The following is an 18,889-nucleotide window of genomic DNA, read 5'->3' as shown; positions in this document are numbered from 1 at the left end:
ACCGGGCGGTCACGCGCCGGTGGCCGGCGGCGTCCCGCCGGAGTCGGTCAGCAGAACGGAGAAGTCGCCGTTCGCCGACTGCATCGCCTTCTCCAGGTCGGTGGCCGTCATCTTGTTCGCGTCCTCCAGGGTGGCGTAGCGCGACGCCAGCTCCCTGACGCCGTCCCGGAGGTCGCCGAGCCCCTGCACCAGGTCCGCGAGCACCTTGCCGTACTGGGCCTTGAGCCCGTCGTCGGCGTTGAGTCCGTTGACCTTCGTCCGGATCTGGTCGGCGTGGTAGAAGGCGCCGGGCGCGGCGTTGACCGTGTCCAGCTTCTTCGCCGCCGCCTGCGTGGGCGCGATGAGCTTGTCCATGTTGTCGGCGAACAGCTTCATGGACGGGGTGTCCACCGTCGTGCCCTTGCCGCCGCCCTTGCCGCCGGGCACCCCCGGCGGGCTGAACGGGGTGTCGTTGCTGTACGTCCCCTGCCCGGGCGGCAGCGTGGTGCCGCCGTCGTACTGCTGGAGGTCGTGCTTCGGCTTCGGGGGCGGCGGCGGAAGGGTGCCGTCGAGGGTTCCGTAGGTCATGGCGGGTCAGCCCCAGAGCTGGACGCCCGCGCGCTCGCCCTGGGAGTAGTACTCGTTGATGCTCCCGAGCTGCTGGGTGGCCAGGGCGGCCTTCTGCGTCATGTCCGCGGCGGCGGCGTCCCACTGCGCCTTGACCTGGGCGTAGGTGGCCTGCGCGTCGCTGGTCCACTCGCTGAGGTTGATCTTCGCCTGGTTGTCCAGGTCGGACAGCGCCTGGTTGATGCGCTGGGTGATGGCGTTCATCTCGCCGACGATGACGTCGACCTGCTCCATCTGGACGGTGTACGTGGCCATGGGGGAGGCTCCTTCGATGGCTCGTAGGGTCGGTCGGTCGGGTCGTGAAGGACCCGTGGTCGGTGCGGTCGGGGTACGGCTCAGAAGCCGGGCAGGCTGGTGACGCCCGAGGCGATGTTCTGCGCGACCTGGTTGGCCGTCTGCTGGGTCTCCTCGTGGGTGTTGGCGTACACGTTCGTGTTCTGCTGGAGCTTCTCCAGCATCGTGCGCAGCGCCTGGTTCACCTTGTTGAAGTCGTCCAGCCACGCCTGCATGGCGTTGCCGTAGATCGTGGACGCGTCACCGGTCCAGCTGCCGCGCAGGCCGTCGATCTGGCCGGCCATCTGGGCGTAGGAGGTGGCGCCCTCGTCCAGGGCGGTCTGGAAGGTGCCCTGGGCGGCGGTCATTCCCTGGAGTTCGACTGATGTCAGTGCCATGGTCGGGCTGTCCTCTCGTCGGTCTCGTCGGTCGTGTCGTGCTCTTCCATCCCGGTCCGCGGCGGGCGCCGTCGGCGGTCACCGCGGACCGGAAGCTCACAGCCGGGCCAGCGGCTCGGGCCGCTGGGGCGGGGGTTCGGAGAGTGCGGGCGCGGGCTGTGCGGGCGCGGGCGGTTCGGGGGTGGCCGGTGCGGGCGCGGACTGCGGCGGCGCGGTGGGTTCCGGCGCCGGGGCGGCCGGCGCCGCGGGGAGCACGGGCGCCTGCTCGGCGGCCCGGCGCGGCAGATCGGCGGTGGTGACGGTACGGGCGCGGGCGCTCGCGGCCAGGCTCTCGGCGAGCCTGTGGGCGCGGTGGGCGCCGGCCGGGTCGGGTGACCGGCCGAAGGTCTCGGCCAGCGCCTGCGCCGCGTCCTCGTCCAACTGGAAGCCGTAGCCCCGCAGTCGGCGCCGCACCAGCTCCACGCTCTGCTCCGGCGTGTACGGCTCCAGGCGCGCGTACTCGGCGAATCCCCGGGCGACGTCGGTGCGTTCGCGCATCAGGCCCATCAGGTGCTCCGGCGTGCCGATGAGCGCGAGCACGGTGTCGCCCGGCACCGCGACGATACGGGCCAGCGCGTCCAGCACGGCTTCGCGGGACTGCGGGCTGCGCTGCTCGAACGCCTCGGTCCACTCCAGCACGAGCAGCCCGCCGGCGTTCTCCTCCAGCGCCGACGCGAGGCGCAGCAGGGGCTGTTCGGCCCAGCGGGCGGGCAGCGAGGACAGCCGGATGTGCCGGGTGGCGCCGGTCGGCAGCAGCCCCAGCTCGGCCAGGCAGCGCCCGTAGAGCGCGGCGAGGGAGCGGCGGCCGCTGCCCGGCGGGCCTTCGAGGACGATGTTGGCGCGCACCGAGAGCGGTTCGGCCTGGGCGCCGCCGCGCTGCCGGGCCTTGGCCAGGGCGCGCAGCCGGGTGCGCAGCGCGGAACGCGCGGTGTCCAGGCCGGTCATCGACGCCAGCCGGCGCAGGCCCGGCAGTTCGGGCAGCTCGGGATCGGCGTCGCCGGTCACGGGGGCCGCCGGCTCGGTGACGTCCTCGCCGGTCAGCACGCTCAGCGCGCTGTCGTCCTGCGGCGGCCCCGCGGCGAGCCGGGTGGCCTGGCGGCCGATCATCTCCTCGAAGATCTTGCGCGCCACGCGGCCGTTGCCGAAGGTGTCGCCCTTGGGCACCTCCACGAAGTAGCGGTTCAGCGCCTCCAGCGCGCTGTCGTCCAGCTCGTAGTAGTGCTTGGCGCACAGCCCGCGGACGATGGTGACCAGTTCGTCCGGTTCGTAGTTGGGGAACTCGACGGTCCGCGCGAAGCGGGAGGCCATGCCGGGGTTGGAGGCGAGGAACTGGTCCATCTGCGCCGAGTAGCCGGCGACGATGACCACGATCTCGTCGCGGTGGTCCTCCATCAGCTTCATCAGCGTCTCGACGGCTTCCTGGCCGAAGTCCGGTCCCGAGCCGCGGGACTGGTTGGTCAGGGTGTACGCCTCGTCGATGAACAGCACGCCGCCCAGCGCCTTGTTGAAGACCTCGGTGGTCTTGATGGCGGTGCCGCCGATGATCTGCGCGACCAGGTCGGCGCGGGCCACCTCCACGATGTGGCCCTGGCGCAGGATGCCGAGTTCGGCCAGCACCGCGCCGTACAGCCGGGCGACGGTGGTCTTGCCGGTGCCGGGCGGGCCCGCGAAGACCAGGTGCCGGCGCATCGGCGGCATCGGCAGACCCATCTCGGTGCGCCGCTTGGTCATCTTGTTCAGGTCGATCAGGCCGGTGACCTCGCGCTTGACGCTCTCCAGGCCGACCAGGGACTGGAGTTCGGCGAGCGGGCCGACGCCGGTCGCGCCGACGACCGGAAGTCTGGCCGGTCCCGCGCCGCCCCCTGCGCCGGCCGGGCCGACCGCGGCCTGACCGCCAGACCGGTCGCCGGACCGGGCGCCGCCGGGTCGCCCGCCGCCGGAACGGCCCCCGGGGTCACCGGAGTTGTCGCGGACCTCGCAGTCCTGGACGCCGACGTGCTCGGTGGTCTCGGTGCGGATGCCCTCGCCTTCGTTGTCGAAGACGGTGCAGTTGGTCAACTCCGCGCGGGAGGAGGCCGCGACGAGCACGCCGTGGCCGCGGGCGCCGTGCACCCGGCAGCCGACCGCGGTGAGCGTGCCGCCGGCGACCCGCAGGCCGTCGCTGTCGGAGCCGAGGAACTCGCTGTCACGGGCGGTCAGTTCGCTGTCCGTGCCGACGACGACCGCCGCGCCCTCCACGGTCGAGGCGTCCAGTTCGGCGTGCGCGGAGTCCGCCAGGGCGAGGGCGGGGACGGGCGAGGGGCCGCCGCCGGCCCGCAGCCGTACCTCGGACAGCCGGGCCCGTACCCGCTCGCCCAGTTCGATACCGGTGCTCCCGGTCACCGCGGCCTCGGCCTCGGCCATCTCCAGCAGCGCGCCGCCGAGCGCCTGCACGGCGGGGCCGCCGTCGGCGACCGACAGCCGGGTCAGCCGGGCGGTTCCGCCGGCCAGCCGCAGCGCGGCGGTCGCGGCGCCGCGCACGGTCAGTCCGGTCGCGGTGATCTCGGCGCCGTCCTCGGCCAGCGCGCCGACCGGGGTGCCCTCGATCCGGCAGCGCTCCAGGACCGGCCGGCCACCGGCCGCCGCGTGCAGCCCGACCTGGGCCGCGCCGGTGACCACGCAGTCGCGCAGCACCGGCGCGCAGTCCTTGACGTACACCGCCTCGCCGCGCGAACCGGTGAACACGCAGTCGGAGAGCGTCACGTCCGCGGTGCTGGCGAGGTACGCGTCCAGGCCGGCGCTGCCGCTGACCTCCACCCGGCTCAACGCGGCCCGGGCGTCCTGCTCGACGGCCAGCGCCGGCTTGCCGCTGCCGGTGATCCGAGTGGCCTCGACGACCACCGCGCCCCGGCCGTTGACGCACAGGCCGTTCCCGGCGGCGCGGTCCAGGGTGGACGAGCGCAGCGTCAGCCGGCCCTGCTCGGCGACGACCACGGCCGACGAGCCGGCCTCCGAGACGGTGGTGCGCTCCACGACGTTGCCGCCGCCGGAGGTCAGCACCACGCCGGCGCCGCGGGGGTTGGAGACCTGGCAGTCGCGCAGCGCCACCGTGCCGGCGTCCCACGCCAGCACCGCGGTCCACGCCTCGCCTGCCACCCGGCAGCCGTCCAGCGCGGCCTGGCCGCGGCGCACGTCGAGCACCGGGGCCTCCGGGTCGGAGCCGGTGAGCAGCAGCCCGGACATCTGCACGGCCTCGGCGTCCACCACCACCGTGCTGCCGGCCGGGGCGTGCACATGGGCCGTGCCGCCCTCGCCCTCGGCGGCCAGGGTGACCGTGCGCACCAGGTGCAGCGCCTCGTCGTAGCGGCCGGGGCCCACGGTGATCAGCGCGCCCTCGGCGGCGTCCGCGAGCGCCTCGGTCAGCGTGCGGTACGCGCCGGGCCGGTCCGGCGAGACCACGAGCACTTGCCGGTTCACAGCGTCGCCCCCTCGTGTGCCGCGCTGCCCCGCGCGGGTCCGTTCGGTCGTGCGGTCGGTGCGGTGGGTGCAGTGGGTGCGGTGGATGCGCCCTGCGCGCCCTGGGCGGTGGGCGCGGTCGGCGTGGCGCCGCGGGTTCCGGCGGGCTGCCGGCGCGCGGCGGGCATCAGGCCGGGCGGGGTCTGCGGCGCGGCGGGTCGGCGCGGGTCCGTCTCGCGCGGGTCCGTCCCGCCCGCGGCCGGCGCCGCGTCCCGGGCCTGCGCCAGGGCCGCGACGGCCCGCTCCAGGCTCTCCAGCGCGAGGTCGTCCAGCGCGGACCGCCCCGGCGTGACCCGCCCGTCCGCGCCGATCTCGGTCGCCGCCACCTCGCGGATCAGCACCGGGTCGGCCGCGGAGGCGGCCGGCCGCAGCACCTTGAACGTCGTGCCCGGCAGGAACACCACCCGGTCGGGGACAGTGGGGTCCAGCAGGGCGGTGCGGCGCGCGGTCATCGACCAGACCACGAAGCGCGGGTGCGGCGGCAGGTCGTCGCAGGGCAGCGCGACGGCCGGGCAGAACGCCCACTCGGTCACCAGCCGGCCGTCGCGGTACCAGGCGCGTTCGGCGTCGGTCGGCTCCGCGCCCAGCACGGCGGTGCCGCGGAAGGAGGGCAGCCGGCGCAGCCCGGAGGCCACGCAGCGGGCCAGCGGCACGTGCGGGCCGACCCGCGCGGAGCGCACGGACGCGTCCACCCCCGCGCTGTTCCCGGTCAGGTACAGCCGCACGGCGACCAGGTCGATCAGCGCGTCCGACGCCTTCTCGCGGCTCGCCCCGCGCAGCCCGGGCACCTGCGAGATCACCCGCGAGACGGTGCCCGCCGCCACGTCGAACTGCGCGCGGAACGTCTTGCGCACCCAGTCCCGCTCCCGCTCGATCCCCCGCTCCGGGGGCACGGCGCAGGCCGCCCCCTTCGGCACGGGCTGCACCCGCACGCCCTCCGCGCCCGCGGCGGTGGGTTCGGCCGGGGCGGCCGCAGTGGTGGTCGGGACGACCGGGGCGACGGGCGCGGCGGGCCCGCCGGCGGCGTCCCCGACACCCCCTGCCGCGGGATACGCCCCGGCGGACTCCAGCCGCAGCCCCGCGGGCCGAGGAGCCGCAACGGGCGGCGCGACAGGCGCGGCAGGCGGTGCCGCGGCGGACGACACCGCGGCACCCGAGGCCACGGAACCGGACACGGAGGGCACCTGCGACGACGGCGCCCCGGAAGCGGTCGACGGGAGCGGCTCACCCGACTGAGAGGAGCCCAGCGGCGGGTGACCGTCCGCGGCGGGCGCGGGCGACTGCGGTACGGCCCCCGGTCGCGCTGACCCCTCGGGCCCGGCACCCGCGTCGGCGGACGAGCGCGGTGCGTGCCCGGGGCCCGTACCGCCAGCCTCCGGCCGCCCGGACCCGACGCCGGCGGACAACGACCAGTCCCCGCCCAGGACTTCGCCGCCGGCCGCCGACTCGGCGTCGGCGCCCCCGCCCGCGGCCGGCTGCCGCGCGGGGGCGGGGTCCGCGCCGGCGACGTCCCCCTCCGTGTCCGCGGGCGACTTCCCCGTGGGGTCGGGAGTTTCGGTGTCGGTCGGTGGCCGGCCGCCCCGCTCGGGCGCCGCGTCCGCGTTCGCGTCCTCGGCCAACTGGTCGGCGCCGGCCGGGGCTTCGCTGTCGACGGGCGGCCACGCGGTGGTCGAGGGCTCGTCGTCCGGCGTCGCTTCCGGCCCGGCGGGGCCGACCGGCTCGGCGTCCGGGGTGTGGTCCGCCGTGCGGCGTGGGGTGGGGAGCAGCTCCGCGCTCGCCGCCGACCACGCGGGGTACTCCGGCGCCGCGTCAGCGTCCGCCGCCGCGGCTTCGGCAGGTCCGCCGTCCGCCACGGACACCGCGGACACCGCGGACGTCGCGGACACCGCGGCCCCCGCGGACACCGCCGCCGCGACCGGCTCCGCCTGGTCCGCGATCGCCGCGGACTCGGTGGCGGGGGACGGGGTCCAGCCGTCGGGGAGGGGGAGGGCGGCGGTCAGGGTCTCCGGGGGGCGCGGCGGCGCGGGCTCGGCCGGGGCGGGCCGGGGGGCCGGGGCGGCCAGATCCTCCGCGGCGGACGCCCACACCTCGGGCTCGAACGGCGCCGCGACCGCCTCGCGGGGGGCCGCGTGCCGCGACTCGGCGGCCGGCGCGCCGGATTCGGCGGCGCCCGACGCGGCGACCTGCGCCGCCTCCGCGACCTCCGCGACCTCCGCGACCTGAGCGGCCTGAGCGGCCTCCACCGCCCAGGGCGCGGTGCCCGCCGGCCGGGCGGGCGGCGGAATCGCCGCGGTCACCGCTTCGCGCGCGTCGGGCACGGCGATCGGCTCGGCGTACCACGCGCCGGTGTCGACGGCCGGATCGTCGGCGGGCCGCAGCACGAACGCCTCGCGGGCCGCCGCGCCGAGCCGCCACAGCGCGTCCTCGGCCAGCGCCCGCATGCGCGCGGCCACGTCCGGCGTACCCCGGTGGTAGAGGAAGAGCCGGTCGCCGGGCGCGGCCGCGATACGGCGCACGTCGTCGGCGTCGACGGGCTCGGTCTGCGGACGCATCCACAGCCCGCTCTGGACGACTTCCAGCACCGCGTCGAAGGCGTACTCGTAGACGCCGGGCGCGAGCGACGGGAAGCCGGCCAGCGGCTCGCGCACGCCGAGCAGCGCGGGCGGCGGCGGTGCGTCCTGCTCGCCCCTGGGGGTGTACAGGAGTTCGCGGACGAAGGCGCCGCGGCCCGCGGTGGCCTCGCCCCCGGCCGCCGGCATCCCGTCCGGCGCCGTCCCGTCGTACGCCGCCGGGTCGTGCCCGCCCGCCCCGGCTCCCGCGCGCCCGGCACCCGATCGCCCGGCACCCGATCGCCCGGCACCCGTTCGCCCGCGCGCCGCGTCGCCCGCCGCGTCGGTCGCCCCGTCCGCGCCCACGGACACCGCGTTCCCGGACCCGGCAGCCGGCTCCCCTGCCTCCCCCTCCCCCGCGCGCTCGTCACCGCTCATCCCGGTGTACAGCACCACCTGGTGCTCCAGCGCGTCGGCGAGCTGCTGGCCGAGCGCCTCGCCCTCCTGGGGCAGCGCGACCGGCCCGAAGTGCACGAAGCGGACGCGCGACCGGGTCGTCGGCAGCACGGTGTCCCAGAACCGCACGACGTCCGCGAGCGGCACCGCGGGGCCGCCGGGGCAGCCCAGGACCACGGTCATCACGTCCGGGTCGACGGCCAGCCGGCCGAAGAGCCTGCGGCGGTTGTCGTCCGCGGCCTCGGGCAGCGCGCCGCGCACCCACACCCCGCAGGGCAGCGGCTCGACCACCGCGTACGGGCTGGTCACCCAGGGCCGGTCCAGCGTCGAGTACTGCCAGCGGGGCTTGGGGAAGCCCATCGAGTCGTGCTCGGCCGGGCGGCCGGGCCGCATCCGCAGCCATCCGGTGCCGCGCCCGCCGGGGATGTACAGGCCGCCGCCCGCGGTGGGCACCACCTCGCCGTCGGGCACCACCACGACCGTGCCCAACTCGTCGCAGATCCGCTGTCCGGCCCTGCGGATCTCCGCGGCGGTGCCGCCGCCGAACACCAGCCGCAGGCTGCCGCCGACGTCCGCCAGCGCGCGGGCCGTGGCCTCCGCGACGGTGTCGGGGGCGGCGCCGGGCACGTCCACGACGACCACCGTGTGCTGGTCGTCGGGGGCCAGCGCTCCGGCGAACCGGCGGGCGGCCGGGTCGGTGCGCCCCTTGGGCTGGACCAGCAGCGCGTGGCCGGCCGGGTGGCACTGGAGCGGCTGGCCGGGCGGCAGCAGGGAGCGTATGCCCTTAAACACGGCCGCCTCCCCCGCCCGTCGAGCCGGGCATCGTGAGCGTGGGCCCGGTCGGCAGCAGCGCGATCACCTCGTCGGGCAGCATCGACACCAGCCCGGACAGGCCCAGGGCGGCGGTGACGTCGTCGTCGGCCAGCCGGTAGGCGCTGCCGTCGTCGGTGACCAGGTACGTCCTGGGGTGGGTGACCTTGTGCAGCGCGTCCTCGCGGCTGCGGACGACCAGGCCGTGCCCGGGCGGGACGACGACCGGGCGGGCGCCGGAGGCGGCGGCGCCGCGTTCCAGGACGATCCGGGTGTCCAGGGCGGCGCCGTCGATGTGCTGGGCCAGGCAGACCGCCTGCCCGTCGGCGGAGACCGCGGGGGCGCCCGCGACGTCCGGCAGCGCGCCCGCCATGACCGGGTCGTCGGCGAGCCTGACGGCGGCCAGCGCGGCGGCCCGCACCGACATCGGCTGGGGGACGTGCGGCTGCGCGGCCAGCAGCGCGGCCTCGGTGGCGGTGGTACGGGCCACCCCTGCCTCGGTCATCACGTAGTAGTGGCGTTCGCCGGCCGTGGTGGTCGTGGTGAACAACTGGCCCACGGTGACGGCCCGTCCGTCCACCGTGCCCGCGGGCTTGCCGAGTCCCGCGGGGCGTACCGCGGTCAGCGCGCGGCCGGTCGGCACGGCGGCGAGCCAGGCGGCGGGGGCGGGCGTCGGACGGTCGGTGTCGAGGCCGAGCGCGACCAGCGTCGCCTGGTCGGGGACGCGGTACTTGACGCCCTGCCACAGCAGGTAGCGGGCGCCGTCGGCGCCGGCCAGCAGCGCCTGCCGGTCGTCGGGGTAGGCGGTGGTGGCAGCCGCCGGGCTGAAGTCGACGCTCTGCCCGCCGGGGAACCGCGGGCGCAGGCAGCGGGTCCAGGAGCCGCCGAGGACCTGCGCGGGCGCGGGCACCTCGTCGGGCGCGCCGGGGATGCCGACGGCGGCGCCGTGCGGGATGCCGTCCAGGTCGCCGCGGGAGACGGTGTGCGCGGTGTGGTCGCGGGCGAGCAGCAGCACCGAGGAGTAGTTGCGGGCCGGGCGCAGCACGCCGTCCACGTAGAGGTAGCGGTTGCCGGTCTCCTTCTCCACGATGTACGCGCCCGAGGCGCGCCAGGAGTGGTCGGGGGCCGGGGAGATCAGGCCGTAGACGCCGAAGCCCAGGCACAGCAGGACGACGATGCCGACGCCGAAGAAGGTGCCGAGCGAGGCGCGGCGGGTGGGGCTGTCGCCGCGGCCCGGGTCGCCGCTGACGAGTGCGGTGGCCAGCCGGCCGACGGCGAACTGGTACGCCTGGACGTGGTCGCGTCGGGTCTGCATGTGCGGTCCTCCTCTCGGTTCCGGCGGGTCAGCTGGTCATGTGGCGCAACCGCGCGTACACGTGCAGCAGTTGCAGGAGCAGAGGCAGCAGCGCCATCGCGACGAGCAGTTCGGCGATGTCGCCGCTGTGGCCCCACACCGGCAGCAGCCGGGTGGACGGCAGCCGCCAGGCGGCGGCGAGCAGGGCGACGGCGGTCAGCGCCAGCAGCGCGACGGCGACGCCGCGCTGGCCGGGGCCGCCGGTGGTCCACTGCTGCAGGAGCAGCAGCGCGAGGCCAGCGCCGGCGGCGACGACGGTGGGCACCCGCTGGAGGGTGCCGGACAGGCCGCGCGAGCGCAGCAGCACGGCGGCGCCCAGCACGAGCGGCAACGCCCAGCCGATCCAGCCGTGTTCGCGGGTCGTGAACCAGAAGACGACGGCGAAGGACAGCGCGAAGCCGATGCTGAGGGCGTCCAGGTAGGAGGTGGCGGCGGCCACCCGGCGCTCCACCCGCTCCTGCGGCTCGGGGTCGGTGTCCTCTTGCAACTCCGCCGCGTTGTGCGGGAGTTGCGGGACCCGCAGCCGTGCCGCGCGCAGCGAGATGCGCGGCGCGAAGTGGCCGAGGACGAAGAGGGCGACCCCGACGACGGCGACGGCCTGGCCGGCCCGCCAGTCGAAGGCGGCGCGCAGTCCGATGGCGGAGGCCGCCGCGGCGGCGACGACGACCGCGGTGCCGGGCAGCAGGAAGGGCATGGCGCGCAGTGCGATCAGCGCGACGGCGACGGCGGTGACGCAGCCCGCGGCGACCAGCAGGCCGGGCACGCCGGGGTCGAAGCCGCCGCCGGGGCCGGTCCGGAAGGCGAGTCCGGCCAGTCCGGCCATGGCCATCGCGGCGATGCCCGCGGTCAGCACCGCGCCGCGGTCGGCGGTGAACCGGGCGCCGACCGCGCAGGCCGCCGCGAACAGCACCGCGGTGATGCCCGAGCCGTAGCCGGCGAAGTCGCCGGGACCGCCGCTGACCAGGGCGAGCGCGAGGAAGGCGACGGCGAGGGCGGCCATGGTCAGTGCGAGCGCGCGGGTCAGCTCCGGTCGCCAGCGTCCCGGCTGGGCGCCGACCACGTGGGCGACGCCGTCGGCGATGTCGTCGAAGTGCAGCGTGGGCAGCGGCTCGTCGACCGGCCGCAGGTGGAGCACGTCGCCGTGCCGCAGGCCGAGCCCGGCGGGGGTGCCGTCCGGGTCGAGCGGCGGCTCGCCGAGGCGTTGCAGCGCCCACGGCGCGCCCCGGTCGCGTACGTCGGAGACCACGTGCTCGACCAGGACCGGCAGCAGCGCGGAGACCGGCAGCGTGACGGGGACGGCGAGGTCGGCCTTGCCGCCGGGGCCGAGGACGGTCAGCCGGCACACCTCGGTGCCGGTCCCGGCGGCGGGAACCACGGAGGCAGTGGTCATCGCGACGCTCCTGTGCGGTGGGGTGCGGCGCCGGCCCGCGGACCGGCGGTGGCGGTACGGCGTGCGGGCCCTGCAGCGGCGGTACGGCGTGCGGGCCCGGCAGCGGCGCGGGCGGCTGCCGTCGCACGGACGGCCGCTGCGGGACGCGGGGCCGGCGCGGTAGGGACGGCCGTGGGCGCGGCGGATGGGCGGGATCGGCTCATTCGGCGGCCACCAGTCCGGTCTGCATGAGCTTGACCGAGCGGCGGGTGACGAGTTGGGCCCGGCCGGGCGGCAGCGTGCGCGGCTTCGCCTCGCCGATGAACTTGCCCTCCTCCTTCGGGTAGGAGAAGAGCAGGGCCGGGTTGCCCAGTTCCCACAGGCGGCGCAGCACCGGGTCCATCATCGCCCGCATGGCGCCCGAGGTGCTGCGGCTGACCACCAGGTGGAGTCCGATGTGCGGGGCCTGGGCGAGCAGCGGCACCAGCGGCGTCATCGGCGAGGGGGAGCCGGGCGCGCCGGAGAACAGGTCGTAGTCGTCGATGAGCACGAACAGCAGCGGGCCGCTCCACCAGTCGCGGCGGGCCAGGTTCTCCGGCGAGATGTCGGCGCCGGGCACCCGCTTGCCGACCGACACGGCGGCGCTCGCGGCCAGTTGGCCGAGCGCCTCGCTGTCGACGACGTAGCCGACCCGGTACGCCTCGGGGACCGCGGTGAGCAGGCCGCGGCCGGGGTCGGCGACCATGATGCGGGCTTCCTCGGGGGTGTAGCGGGAGGTGATGGCGTCGACCATCAGCCGCAGCACGTTGGTCTTGCCGGTCTCGTTGTCGCCGAACACCATCAGGTGCGGGTTGACCGAGAAGTCGTGCCAGGCGGGTTCGAGGCGCTGCTCGTCCCAGCCCAGGCAGACCCGCAGGTCGCCCTCCGGGGGCGGGAGTTGAGCGGTGGACAGCCGGCTGGGCAGCAGTCGCACGCCGGGCGCGGGGCGGCCGGTCCAGAACGCGTCGATCTCGGCGACCGCCTCCTTGGTGGCGGCGGTGAGGTCCTCGGTGTGCGGGGAGCTGTCCAGGCGGGGCAGCGCGGCGAGGAAGTGGTGGCCGCTGGAGGTCAGGCCGCGTCCCGGCTGGTGCGGCACGGCCGCCGCGGCCCGCGCGCCGACCTCGGACTCCAGCGTGTCGCCGAGCCGCAGTTCGAACTTGGTGCCCAGCAGGTCCCGCAGCCGGGGCCGGAACTCCGACCAGCGCACCGCGGAGCCGATGACGTGGATGCCGAAGGACAGTCCGCGCGCGGCCATGTCGATGACGCGCGGCTCGATGTCCTCGTAGTCCTGCTTCAGCGTGCCCCAGCCGTCGACCACGAGGAACACGTCGCCGTAGGGGTCGTCGAGGTCGCCGGCCGCGCGCTGCGCCCGGTAGCCGGCCATGGACTCCAGGCCGCGCGCGGCGAACGCGGCCTCGCGGCGCTCCAGCAGCTGCGTCAGCTCGGCGACGGTGCGGTGCACCCGGTCGCGGTCCAGGCGGGTGGCGACCGAGCCGACGTGCGGCAGGCCCGAGGTGGACACCAGGCCGCCGCCGCCGAAGTCCAGGCAGTAGAACTGGATCTCCTGCGGGGTGTGGGTGAGCGCCAGGGACAGCATGAGGGTGCGCAGCATGGTGGACTTGCCGGTGCGCGGCGCGCCGACCAGGCCGATGTGGCCGTCCGCTCCGGACAGGTCCGCGGTGAGCAGGTCGCGGGACTGCTCGTAGGGCTTGTCGACCATGCCGAGCGGGAAGCGCAGCGCGCCCGTGCCGGGATGGTCGGCGGCGCTCATGCCGCGGTGCGGGTCCGGCACGATGGCGGGCAGCACCTGGTCGAGGCTGACGGAGGAGTCCAGCGGCGGCAGCCACACCTGGCGGGCCGGCGGGCTGGCGTCCTCCAGCCGGTCGACCAGCACCTCCAGCAGGCTCTCCTCGCTGAGCGGTTCGCCGTCCGGGCCGACCTTGGGACGGGCCCGCTCCTCGGCCGCCCTGGCCGCCTCGGCGAGCGCGGCGGCCTGTTCGGCCCGCTGCGAGAGGAGTTCGCCGCTGCGGTCGAGGCCGAAGACGGCGACCTCCTGGGCGGCGAGCCGCGCCGCCGCCGGGTCGGTCCCGCCGGCCGGTTCGGGGGCGGGTCCCGAGACGTAGGCGGCCTTGAACCGCACCAGGTTGGTGGTGTCGACCTTCAGATAGCCGTTGCCGGGGCCGGCGGCAGTTCGTAGGCGTGCGAGACGCCGATGACGCTGCGGGACTCCATCGAGGAGAAGGTGCGCAGGGCCAGCCGGTAGGACAGGTGGCCCTCCACCTTGTGGATGCGGCTCTCGTCCAACCGCTGCGAGGCGAGCAGCAGATGGACGCCGAGACTGCGGCCGAGGCGTCCGACGGAGACGAACAGGTCGACGAACTCCGGCTTGCTGGCGAGCAGTTCGGAGAACTCGTCGACGATGATGAGCAGCGAGGGCAGCGGCGCGAGGGTGGCGCCGGCCAGCCGGGCCTTCTCGTAGTCCAGCAGCGAGGAGTGGCCGGACTCGCGCAGCAGTTCCTGACGGCGGATCATCTCGCCGTTGATGGAGTCGCGCATGCGGTCCACGAGGTGGATCTCGTCGGCGAGGTTGGTGATGACGGCCGAGGTGTGCGGGAGGCGGTCCATGTTGAGGAAGGTCGCGCCGCCCTTGAAGTCGACCAGGACGAGGTTGAGGACCTCGGAGGAGTGGGTGGCGGCCAGGCCCATCACCAGGGTGCGCAGCAGTTCGCTCTTGCCGGAGCCGGTGGCGCCGATCAGCAGGCCGTGCGGGCCCATACCGCCCTGCGCGGACTCCTTGAGGTCCAGCTCGACGACCTCGCCGTCCTCGGTGACGCCGAGCGGCACCCGCAGCCGGGCCGACTGCGTCTGGCGCGGCCGCCACTTGCCGGCCACGTCGAAGGTGCGCGGGTCGCGGATGCCGAGCAGCGACGTCAGGTCGAAGTCGGACTCCAGCGGGCGTTCGGTGAGGTCGACGGTGCCGCCGGTGCGCAGCGGCGCGAGGCGCCGGGCGAGCGTCTCGGCGGCCACGGCGCTGAGCGTGTCGGCGGTGGCCGATGCGGAGGAGTCGTCGCCGGCGGGGAAGCTGACCGTGCCGTCGCGCACCGTCAGCCGCAGCACACCCTCGCCGCCGCGCAGCGCGCCGGTGGCGTCCAGCAGCAGCGTGTTGCGCAGGCCCTCGTTCACCAGCCGGGCGCTGTCGGGCAGGTGGACGCCCTGCGCGATGACCACCACGAAGGGCTCGGTGACGTTCGGCGAGGCGTCGGGGTCGTGGTCGGGGCGGTCGCGCACCTCGGGGCCGAGCAGTGCCATCAGCTCGTCGTGGTCGCCGGCCGCCAGCCGGACCTGGCCGGCGTCGTCCTGCTCCTCGGGGTGGGCGTTGTGCGGCAGCCACTTGACCCAGTCCCACTCGGCGCGGGCGGCGGGGCTGCCGAGCACCGCGATGCGCATCTCGTCGGGCGCGTGCAGGACGGCGAGCTGGGCGACCATCGCCCGCATCAGGCCGAGCGCCTCCTGGCCGTCGCCGGCGAACTCCACCCGGGTGAAGCGGCGCAGCGCCACCGGGATGGGCAGGTCGGGGACGGTCTGGTGGGCCTTGGTGAAGCGGCGCAGCGAGATCGCGGTGAGCGGTTCGAGGTCCTCGACGGGTTTGGTCTGGGGCGGCAGGAACACCAGTTCCGCGCGGCGGATGCCCAGGCCGATCCTGACCCGGGCGAAGTCCTCGTGGCTGGGGCGGCGTTCCCACAGCCGCGGTCCCATCGCGAACGCCCACAGGTCGCGCGGGTCGGGGTTGTCCCAGAGCAGGGCGGCCCGCTGCTCGGCGGCGGCGGTCCTGGCCTGGCGGCGCTTCTGCGCCAGGTAGCGGAGGTAGTCGCGGCGTTCGGCCCGCATCCGGCGGCGGCGTTCGGCGCCCTGGCGGCCCACCTGGGTCAGCGTCATGCTGATCATGGCGACGCCCATCATCCCGGACATCATGTACGTCGTCGGGCCCATACTGCGGACGCTGAACATCAGCACCATGGCGCCGGCGCCCAGGCCCATCGGCAGGTACATCAGGGCGGAGCTGAAATCCGCACCGGCCGGCTCACCGAGTACCGGAGGCTCGGCCAGCTCCGTCTGCCCGTCGGGCATCGGCGGCCCGTCGCGGCGAGGTGAACGCTTCACCGGTTTCGTACTCAAAGCGGCGACTCCCAATGCGGCGCAGTGGTGTACATGCCACCCCGTTACCGCAGCGACTATAGGGAATCCGCCCGCCTTGCAACAGCCCCCAATTCCCTTTCCCGGCGGCCCTCCACGGCGCCGGGCACGCTAAGGCGACGCATGGCCGCCCGAGTTGCCGGGCACCGCCCCGGAGGCGACATCGGGCCCGAAGAAGGCACTTTCCCCCGAACTCCAAAGGAAGGCCGGCCCGAGCGCAGCAGGACAGTATTCCCCGGCGAATCCCCTTCAATCCTGCCCACCCCGGGCTTCTTGCGGCCTTCACGCGGAACGCGCCGGGACCGGGCCGCCGCAGCGCTCTCGGCCTGGGTCATCGTCGCAGGTGAGGAGAGGGTCGACGGAGATCTGGCGGCCCGGGGACGGACGACGTCCGGGAGCCGGCAGAGCGCCGCGGCGACCCGCGCGGTGGTGTTACATCGACTTTTTCATCGTGCAACCGGTCATCCAGGAGGGCCACAACGGGCAGCCCGCGGGCCCGAATCGGTGACTTCTCCCAGCGTGCTCGCGCCCGTTCCCCACACCTTCCGCGAACGCGGACCTGATCCGCCGACGGCATTCTCTGAGCAAAACTTGAGGAGGAACAATCAGGGCATTCGACCCGACCCGCGCCAAACCCGTCCGAGCGGCGCGGGCGGCCGGTCCGGCGCGCACGGGCGCGGACGGAGGACGGGCCCCGCACACGGCGGATCGGACGTCCCCACGGGGCCCGGCCCGCCGCACGGCGAGTCCGCAGCCGATATTTCCGGGAGCCGAATCACCAGGCCCCGACATCCGCATATTCGTTTCCGCATATCACCGCGGCACACGGGGAGGATGAACACATGATGGCGGGCTGATTTCACGGCACGGCATTTCCCCTTCTGAAAAGCCGTCAAGCACGGCGCGCAATTCGGTGCGCCGCCGGGCGGCGCGGGCCCGCACACAGGGGCGTCCGCGCAGGCCGGGACTACCGACCGGTACGGAAGAAAGGGGGCACCGGCGTCTCCATCTGGTCCAGACCAATGGTCGGTGGGCGTCACGTCCGCCGGACGGCGCCGCGGTGTCGGCCGGATTTCCGGACGACCGGCCGTTTGGTCGGGCGGCGGTTTGGCGGGGCCGTTCGGCGGGGTGGCCGGAATTCACCGGCCGCCCGATGGAGGGCATGTTCGCGTCATCGCGCGATGGTGAAAATGTGCGGACGGGCCGTCAGGAGGCGTCCAGCGCCCGGCACAACAAGGCGGCGGGGCCCTGGGCGCTGCCCACCCGCGTGGTGAAGGCGATCCCGGCGGCGTACTCGTCCCGCGCGCACTGGCCCTTGTAGTGGCCCACCGCGAAGTCGCCCCCCGCCGCGTCCGCGGGCCGGGCGTCGGACCGGTCGAACCACACCGTGCGGCCCGCGCCGGCCAGGGCGGTGCGGCCCGGCACGCACAGGGCGGCCGAGACACGCGAGCCGCGCAGGCTGTAGCCGATCAGGAAGTCGCCCGCCGGGCACTGGAACTTGGTGTACCCGCTCGCCCAGTCGCCGCCCGGCGGGACGTAGCTCTCGTCGGTCACGACGCTCTGGCCGCCGGCGTCGGCGCGCGGATCGGGCGCGCCCGCGTCCGTGCACAGGCCGCGGCCGCCGTCGTGGCTCAGTCCGATCAGCCGGAGCCCGTCGGTGCAGACCGCTTTGGAGGCGCCGGGGTCCCAGTCGCCGGCCGCCCGCGCGCGCAGGGACTCGACGGCGTCGCCGTGGTCGGTGCTGAGCATCCGCCAGACCGGGACCGGCGCGACCGGGCCGGTGACGCCGGCGGCGGCCGTCAGGTGCTGCCAGCCGGCCGCCCGCCAGTCCCCCGGGTCGAGGATGCCGGTACGGTTCCCGGCGGTGTCGTAGCTCAGCAGCGCCCAGGTGTCGTGGCCCTGGTAGCCCACCAGCGGCCAGTACGCGACGTCGGCGTCGTGGTCGGCGAGGTAGTCGGTGATGTCGGCGAACCAGGCGCGGGTGGCCGCGTCCGTCTCGTCGGCCCCGGCGCCGAACTCGCTGACCCACACCGGCGCGGTGAAGTGCTGTTCCGGCTGCTCGACGAAGAACGCCTCGTCGTCCAGCGCCTGGTCCAGCTCCGCGCGGGTCATGTCCCGGTAGCGGGGGTCGTGGGTCTCGCCGATGCCGGTCGCGCCGCTGTGGTGCGGCCCGGTGTACCCGTAGAAGTGCGCGGAGTAGACGAGCTTGTGGCTGTCCACCAGGGTGTGGGAGAGGGCGCGGACCGGGGTGAGCATCGGGCGGCCGTGCGGCAGCCCGTCGACCGGCAGACCGGTCCAGTTGATGCCCTCGACGACGATGAGCAGCCGCGGGTTCGCCTCGGTGAGGATGCGGTCGCCGGCCAGTTGGGCGGCGGCGTACCAGTCGTGGTCGTCGCCCAGGCCCCAGTTGGGGTCGTCCAGGGCGTTCCTGCGGACCTCGTTGTACAGATCGGCCCCGACCACGCCGGGCACCGAGGCGTAGCGACGGGCCATGAACACCCAGTCGTCGGCCCACTGCCGGGTGGACTGGCTGGTGTTCCAGCGCTCGTTGCCGTCCAGTCCGCAGCACCAGCGCGAGGTGGTGGTGTGGTTGTTGAGGATGACGGCGAACCCGCTGTCGCTGAGCGCGCCCACCACCGCGTCGAACACCTGCAGCGGTGTGTCGCCGCGCAGGGCGGGGTTGGCCGCGACGGCCCGGTCGGGCACCGGCGTCGTGCTGTGCACCATCTCGTTGGAGAACGGCAGCCGGATGCTGTTGAGTCCCAGGTCGTGGAAGTCGGCCGTCAACTGGGCCAGCGGCACGCGGTCGAGGCCGAGCGGGATGCCGTACGAGTCCTGGCCGGCGTGGTGGTTCGCCGGGTCGGCGATGTCGCCGCTGCCGGTCCAGGAGCCCTGCGCGCCGTCCCAGTTGGCGGCCTTGAGGCGGAAGCGGTCGCCGTGGGCGTCCACGATGTACCGGCCTCGGGTGGACAGCGGCGGGTACCACGCGGACACGTCCGCGGGAGCGGCGGTCGGGCCGGGGACCGACGCGCCCGCAGGGGTGACGGCCGGCGCCGCGGTAGCCGGAGCTGCGGCCGGCGCCCGGGTGGAGGCGCCGGCTCCGGCGGTGGCGCTCGCACCGGTGGCGGCGAGGAGCAGTCCGGCGGCCATGCACAGGGACAGAGACAGGGACAGGGACAGGGAGATGGACGACCGGGACATCGTCATGGGGAGGCCCTTGGTCCGGGAGTGGGGGGAGCGACCGGAGTGGCGGCACCGCGGTCGCGCGCAGTGTCCACCACGGCGCGGCGCCGGCGGAAGGGGTCGC

10 protein-coding genes are annotated in these 18,889 nt (G+C 75.4%); all 10 read right to left on the bottom strand.

The window, feature by feature from the left end; genetic code table 11:
* Positions 1-9: 9 nt before the first annotated feature.
* Positions 10-567 carry a hypothetical protein gene (locus VSR01_RS30865; RefSeq protein WP_326452305.1) on the bottom strand — a complete coding sequence of 186 codons (558 nt, stop codon included), beginning with the start codon at positions 565-567 and terminating at the stop codon, positions 10-12.
* Positions 568-573: 6 nt separating this feature from the next.
* Positions 574-861, bottom strand: coding sequence for a WXG100 family type VII secretion target (locus tag VSR01_RS30860; protein WP_326452304.1), 288 nt, complete (start codon positions 859-861; stop codon positions 574-576).
* 80 nt (positions 862-941) lie between these two features.
* Entirely contained in the window at positions 942-1,277 is a 336-nt protein-coding gene (locus VSR01_RS30855; protein WP_326452303.1) for a WXG100 family type VII secretion target, read from the bottom strand.
* 96 nt (positions 1,278-1,373) lie between these two features.
* Positions 1,374-4,772: a right-handed parallel beta-helix repeat-containing protein gene (locus VSR01_RS30850; protein WP_326452302.1), complete on the bottom strand. Its 3,399-nt coding sequence runs from the start codon at positions 4,770-4,772 to the stop codon at positions 1,374-1,376.
* Positions 4,769-8,608: a hypothetical protein gene (locus VSR01_RS30845; protein WP_326452301.1), complete on the bottom strand. Its 3,840-nt coding sequence runs from the start codon at positions 8,606-8,608 to the stop codon at positions 4,769-4,771. The genes VSR01_RS30850 and VSR01_RS30845 overlap by 4 nt, the downstream gene beginning before the upstream one ends.
* Positions 8,601-9,941 carry a type VII secretion protein EccB gene (gene eccB, locus VSR01_RS30840; protein ID WP_326452300.1) on the bottom strand — a complete coding sequence of 447 codons (1,341 nt, stop codon included), beginning with the start codon at positions 9,939-9,941 and terminating at the stop codon, positions 8,601-8,603. The genes VSR01_RS30845 and eccB overlap by 8 nt, the downstream gene beginning before the upstream one ends.
* A 28-nt stretch (positions 9,942-9,969) precedes the next feature.
* Complete coding sequence (gene eccD / locus VSR01_RS30835) at positions 9,970-11,370, bottom strand: type VII secretion integral membrane protein EccD (protein WP_326452299.1); 1,401 nt, start codon at positions 11,368-11,370, stop codon at positions 9,970-9,972.
* A gap of 199 nt (positions 11,371-11,569) precedes the next feature.
* Positions 11,570-13,528 carry a type VII secretion protein EccCb gene (eccCb, locus tag VSR01_RS30830; protein ID WP_326452298.1) on the bottom strand — a complete coding sequence of 653 codons (1,959 nt, stop codon included), beginning with the start codon at positions 13,526-13,528 and terminating at the stop codon, positions 11,570-11,572.
* 20 nt (positions 13,529-13,548) lie between these two features.
* Positions 13,549-15,516, bottom strand: coding sequence for a type VII secretion protein EccCa (gene eccCa / locus VSR01_RS30825; protein WP_326452297.1), 1,968 nt, complete (start codon positions 15,514-15,516; stop codon positions 13,549-13,551).
* Between the two features lie 1,272 nt (positions 15,517-16,788).
* Positions 16,789-18,732, bottom strand: coding sequence for a glycoside hydrolase family 5 protein (locus tag VSR01_RS30820; RefSeq protein ID WP_442785727.1), 1,944 nt, complete (start codon positions 18,730-18,732; stop codon positions 16,789-16,791).
* Positions 18,733-18,889: the final 157 nt, after the last annotated feature.

This window comes from Actinacidiphila sp. DG2A-62, from assembly GCF_035825295.1.
GTDB lineage: Bacteria > Actinomycetota > Actinomycetes > Streptomycetales > Streptomycetaceae > Actinacidiphila.
The sequence above is the reverse complement of the archived record's forward strand: the minus strand, read 5'-3'. Positions and strand labels throughout refer to the sequence as shown.

Bases quoted from the DNA above. Each gene is read 5' to 3' on its own strand.
- eccB (WP_326452300.1), bottom strand. From the start codon at position 9,941: ATGCAGACCCGACGCGACCACGTCCAGGCGTACCAGTTCGCCGTCGGC.
- VSR01_RS30865 (WP_326452305.1), bottom strand. From the start codon at position 567: ATGACCTACGGAACCCTCGACGGCACCCTTCCGCCGCCGCCCCCGAAG.
- VSR01_RS30820 (WP_442785727.1), bottom strand. From the start codon at position 18,732: ATGGCCGCCGGACTGCTCCTCGCCGCCACCGGTGCGAGCGCCACCGCC.
- VSR01_RS30860 (WP_326452304.1), bottom strand. From the start codon at position 861: ATGGCCACGTACACCGTCCAGATGGAGCAGGTCGACGTCATCGTCGGC.
- eccCa (WP_326452297.1), bottom strand. From the start codon at position 15,516: ATGCCCGACGGGCAGACGGAGCTGGCCGAGCCTCCGGTACTCGGTGAG.
- VSR01_RS30855 (WP_326452303.1), bottom strand. From the start codon at position 1,277: ATGGCACTGACATCAGTCGAACTCCAGGGAATGACCGCCGCCCAGGGC.
- eccD (WP_326452299.1), bottom strand. From the start codon at position 11,370: ATGACCACTGCCTCCGTGGTTCCCGCCGCCGGGACCGGCACCGAGGTG.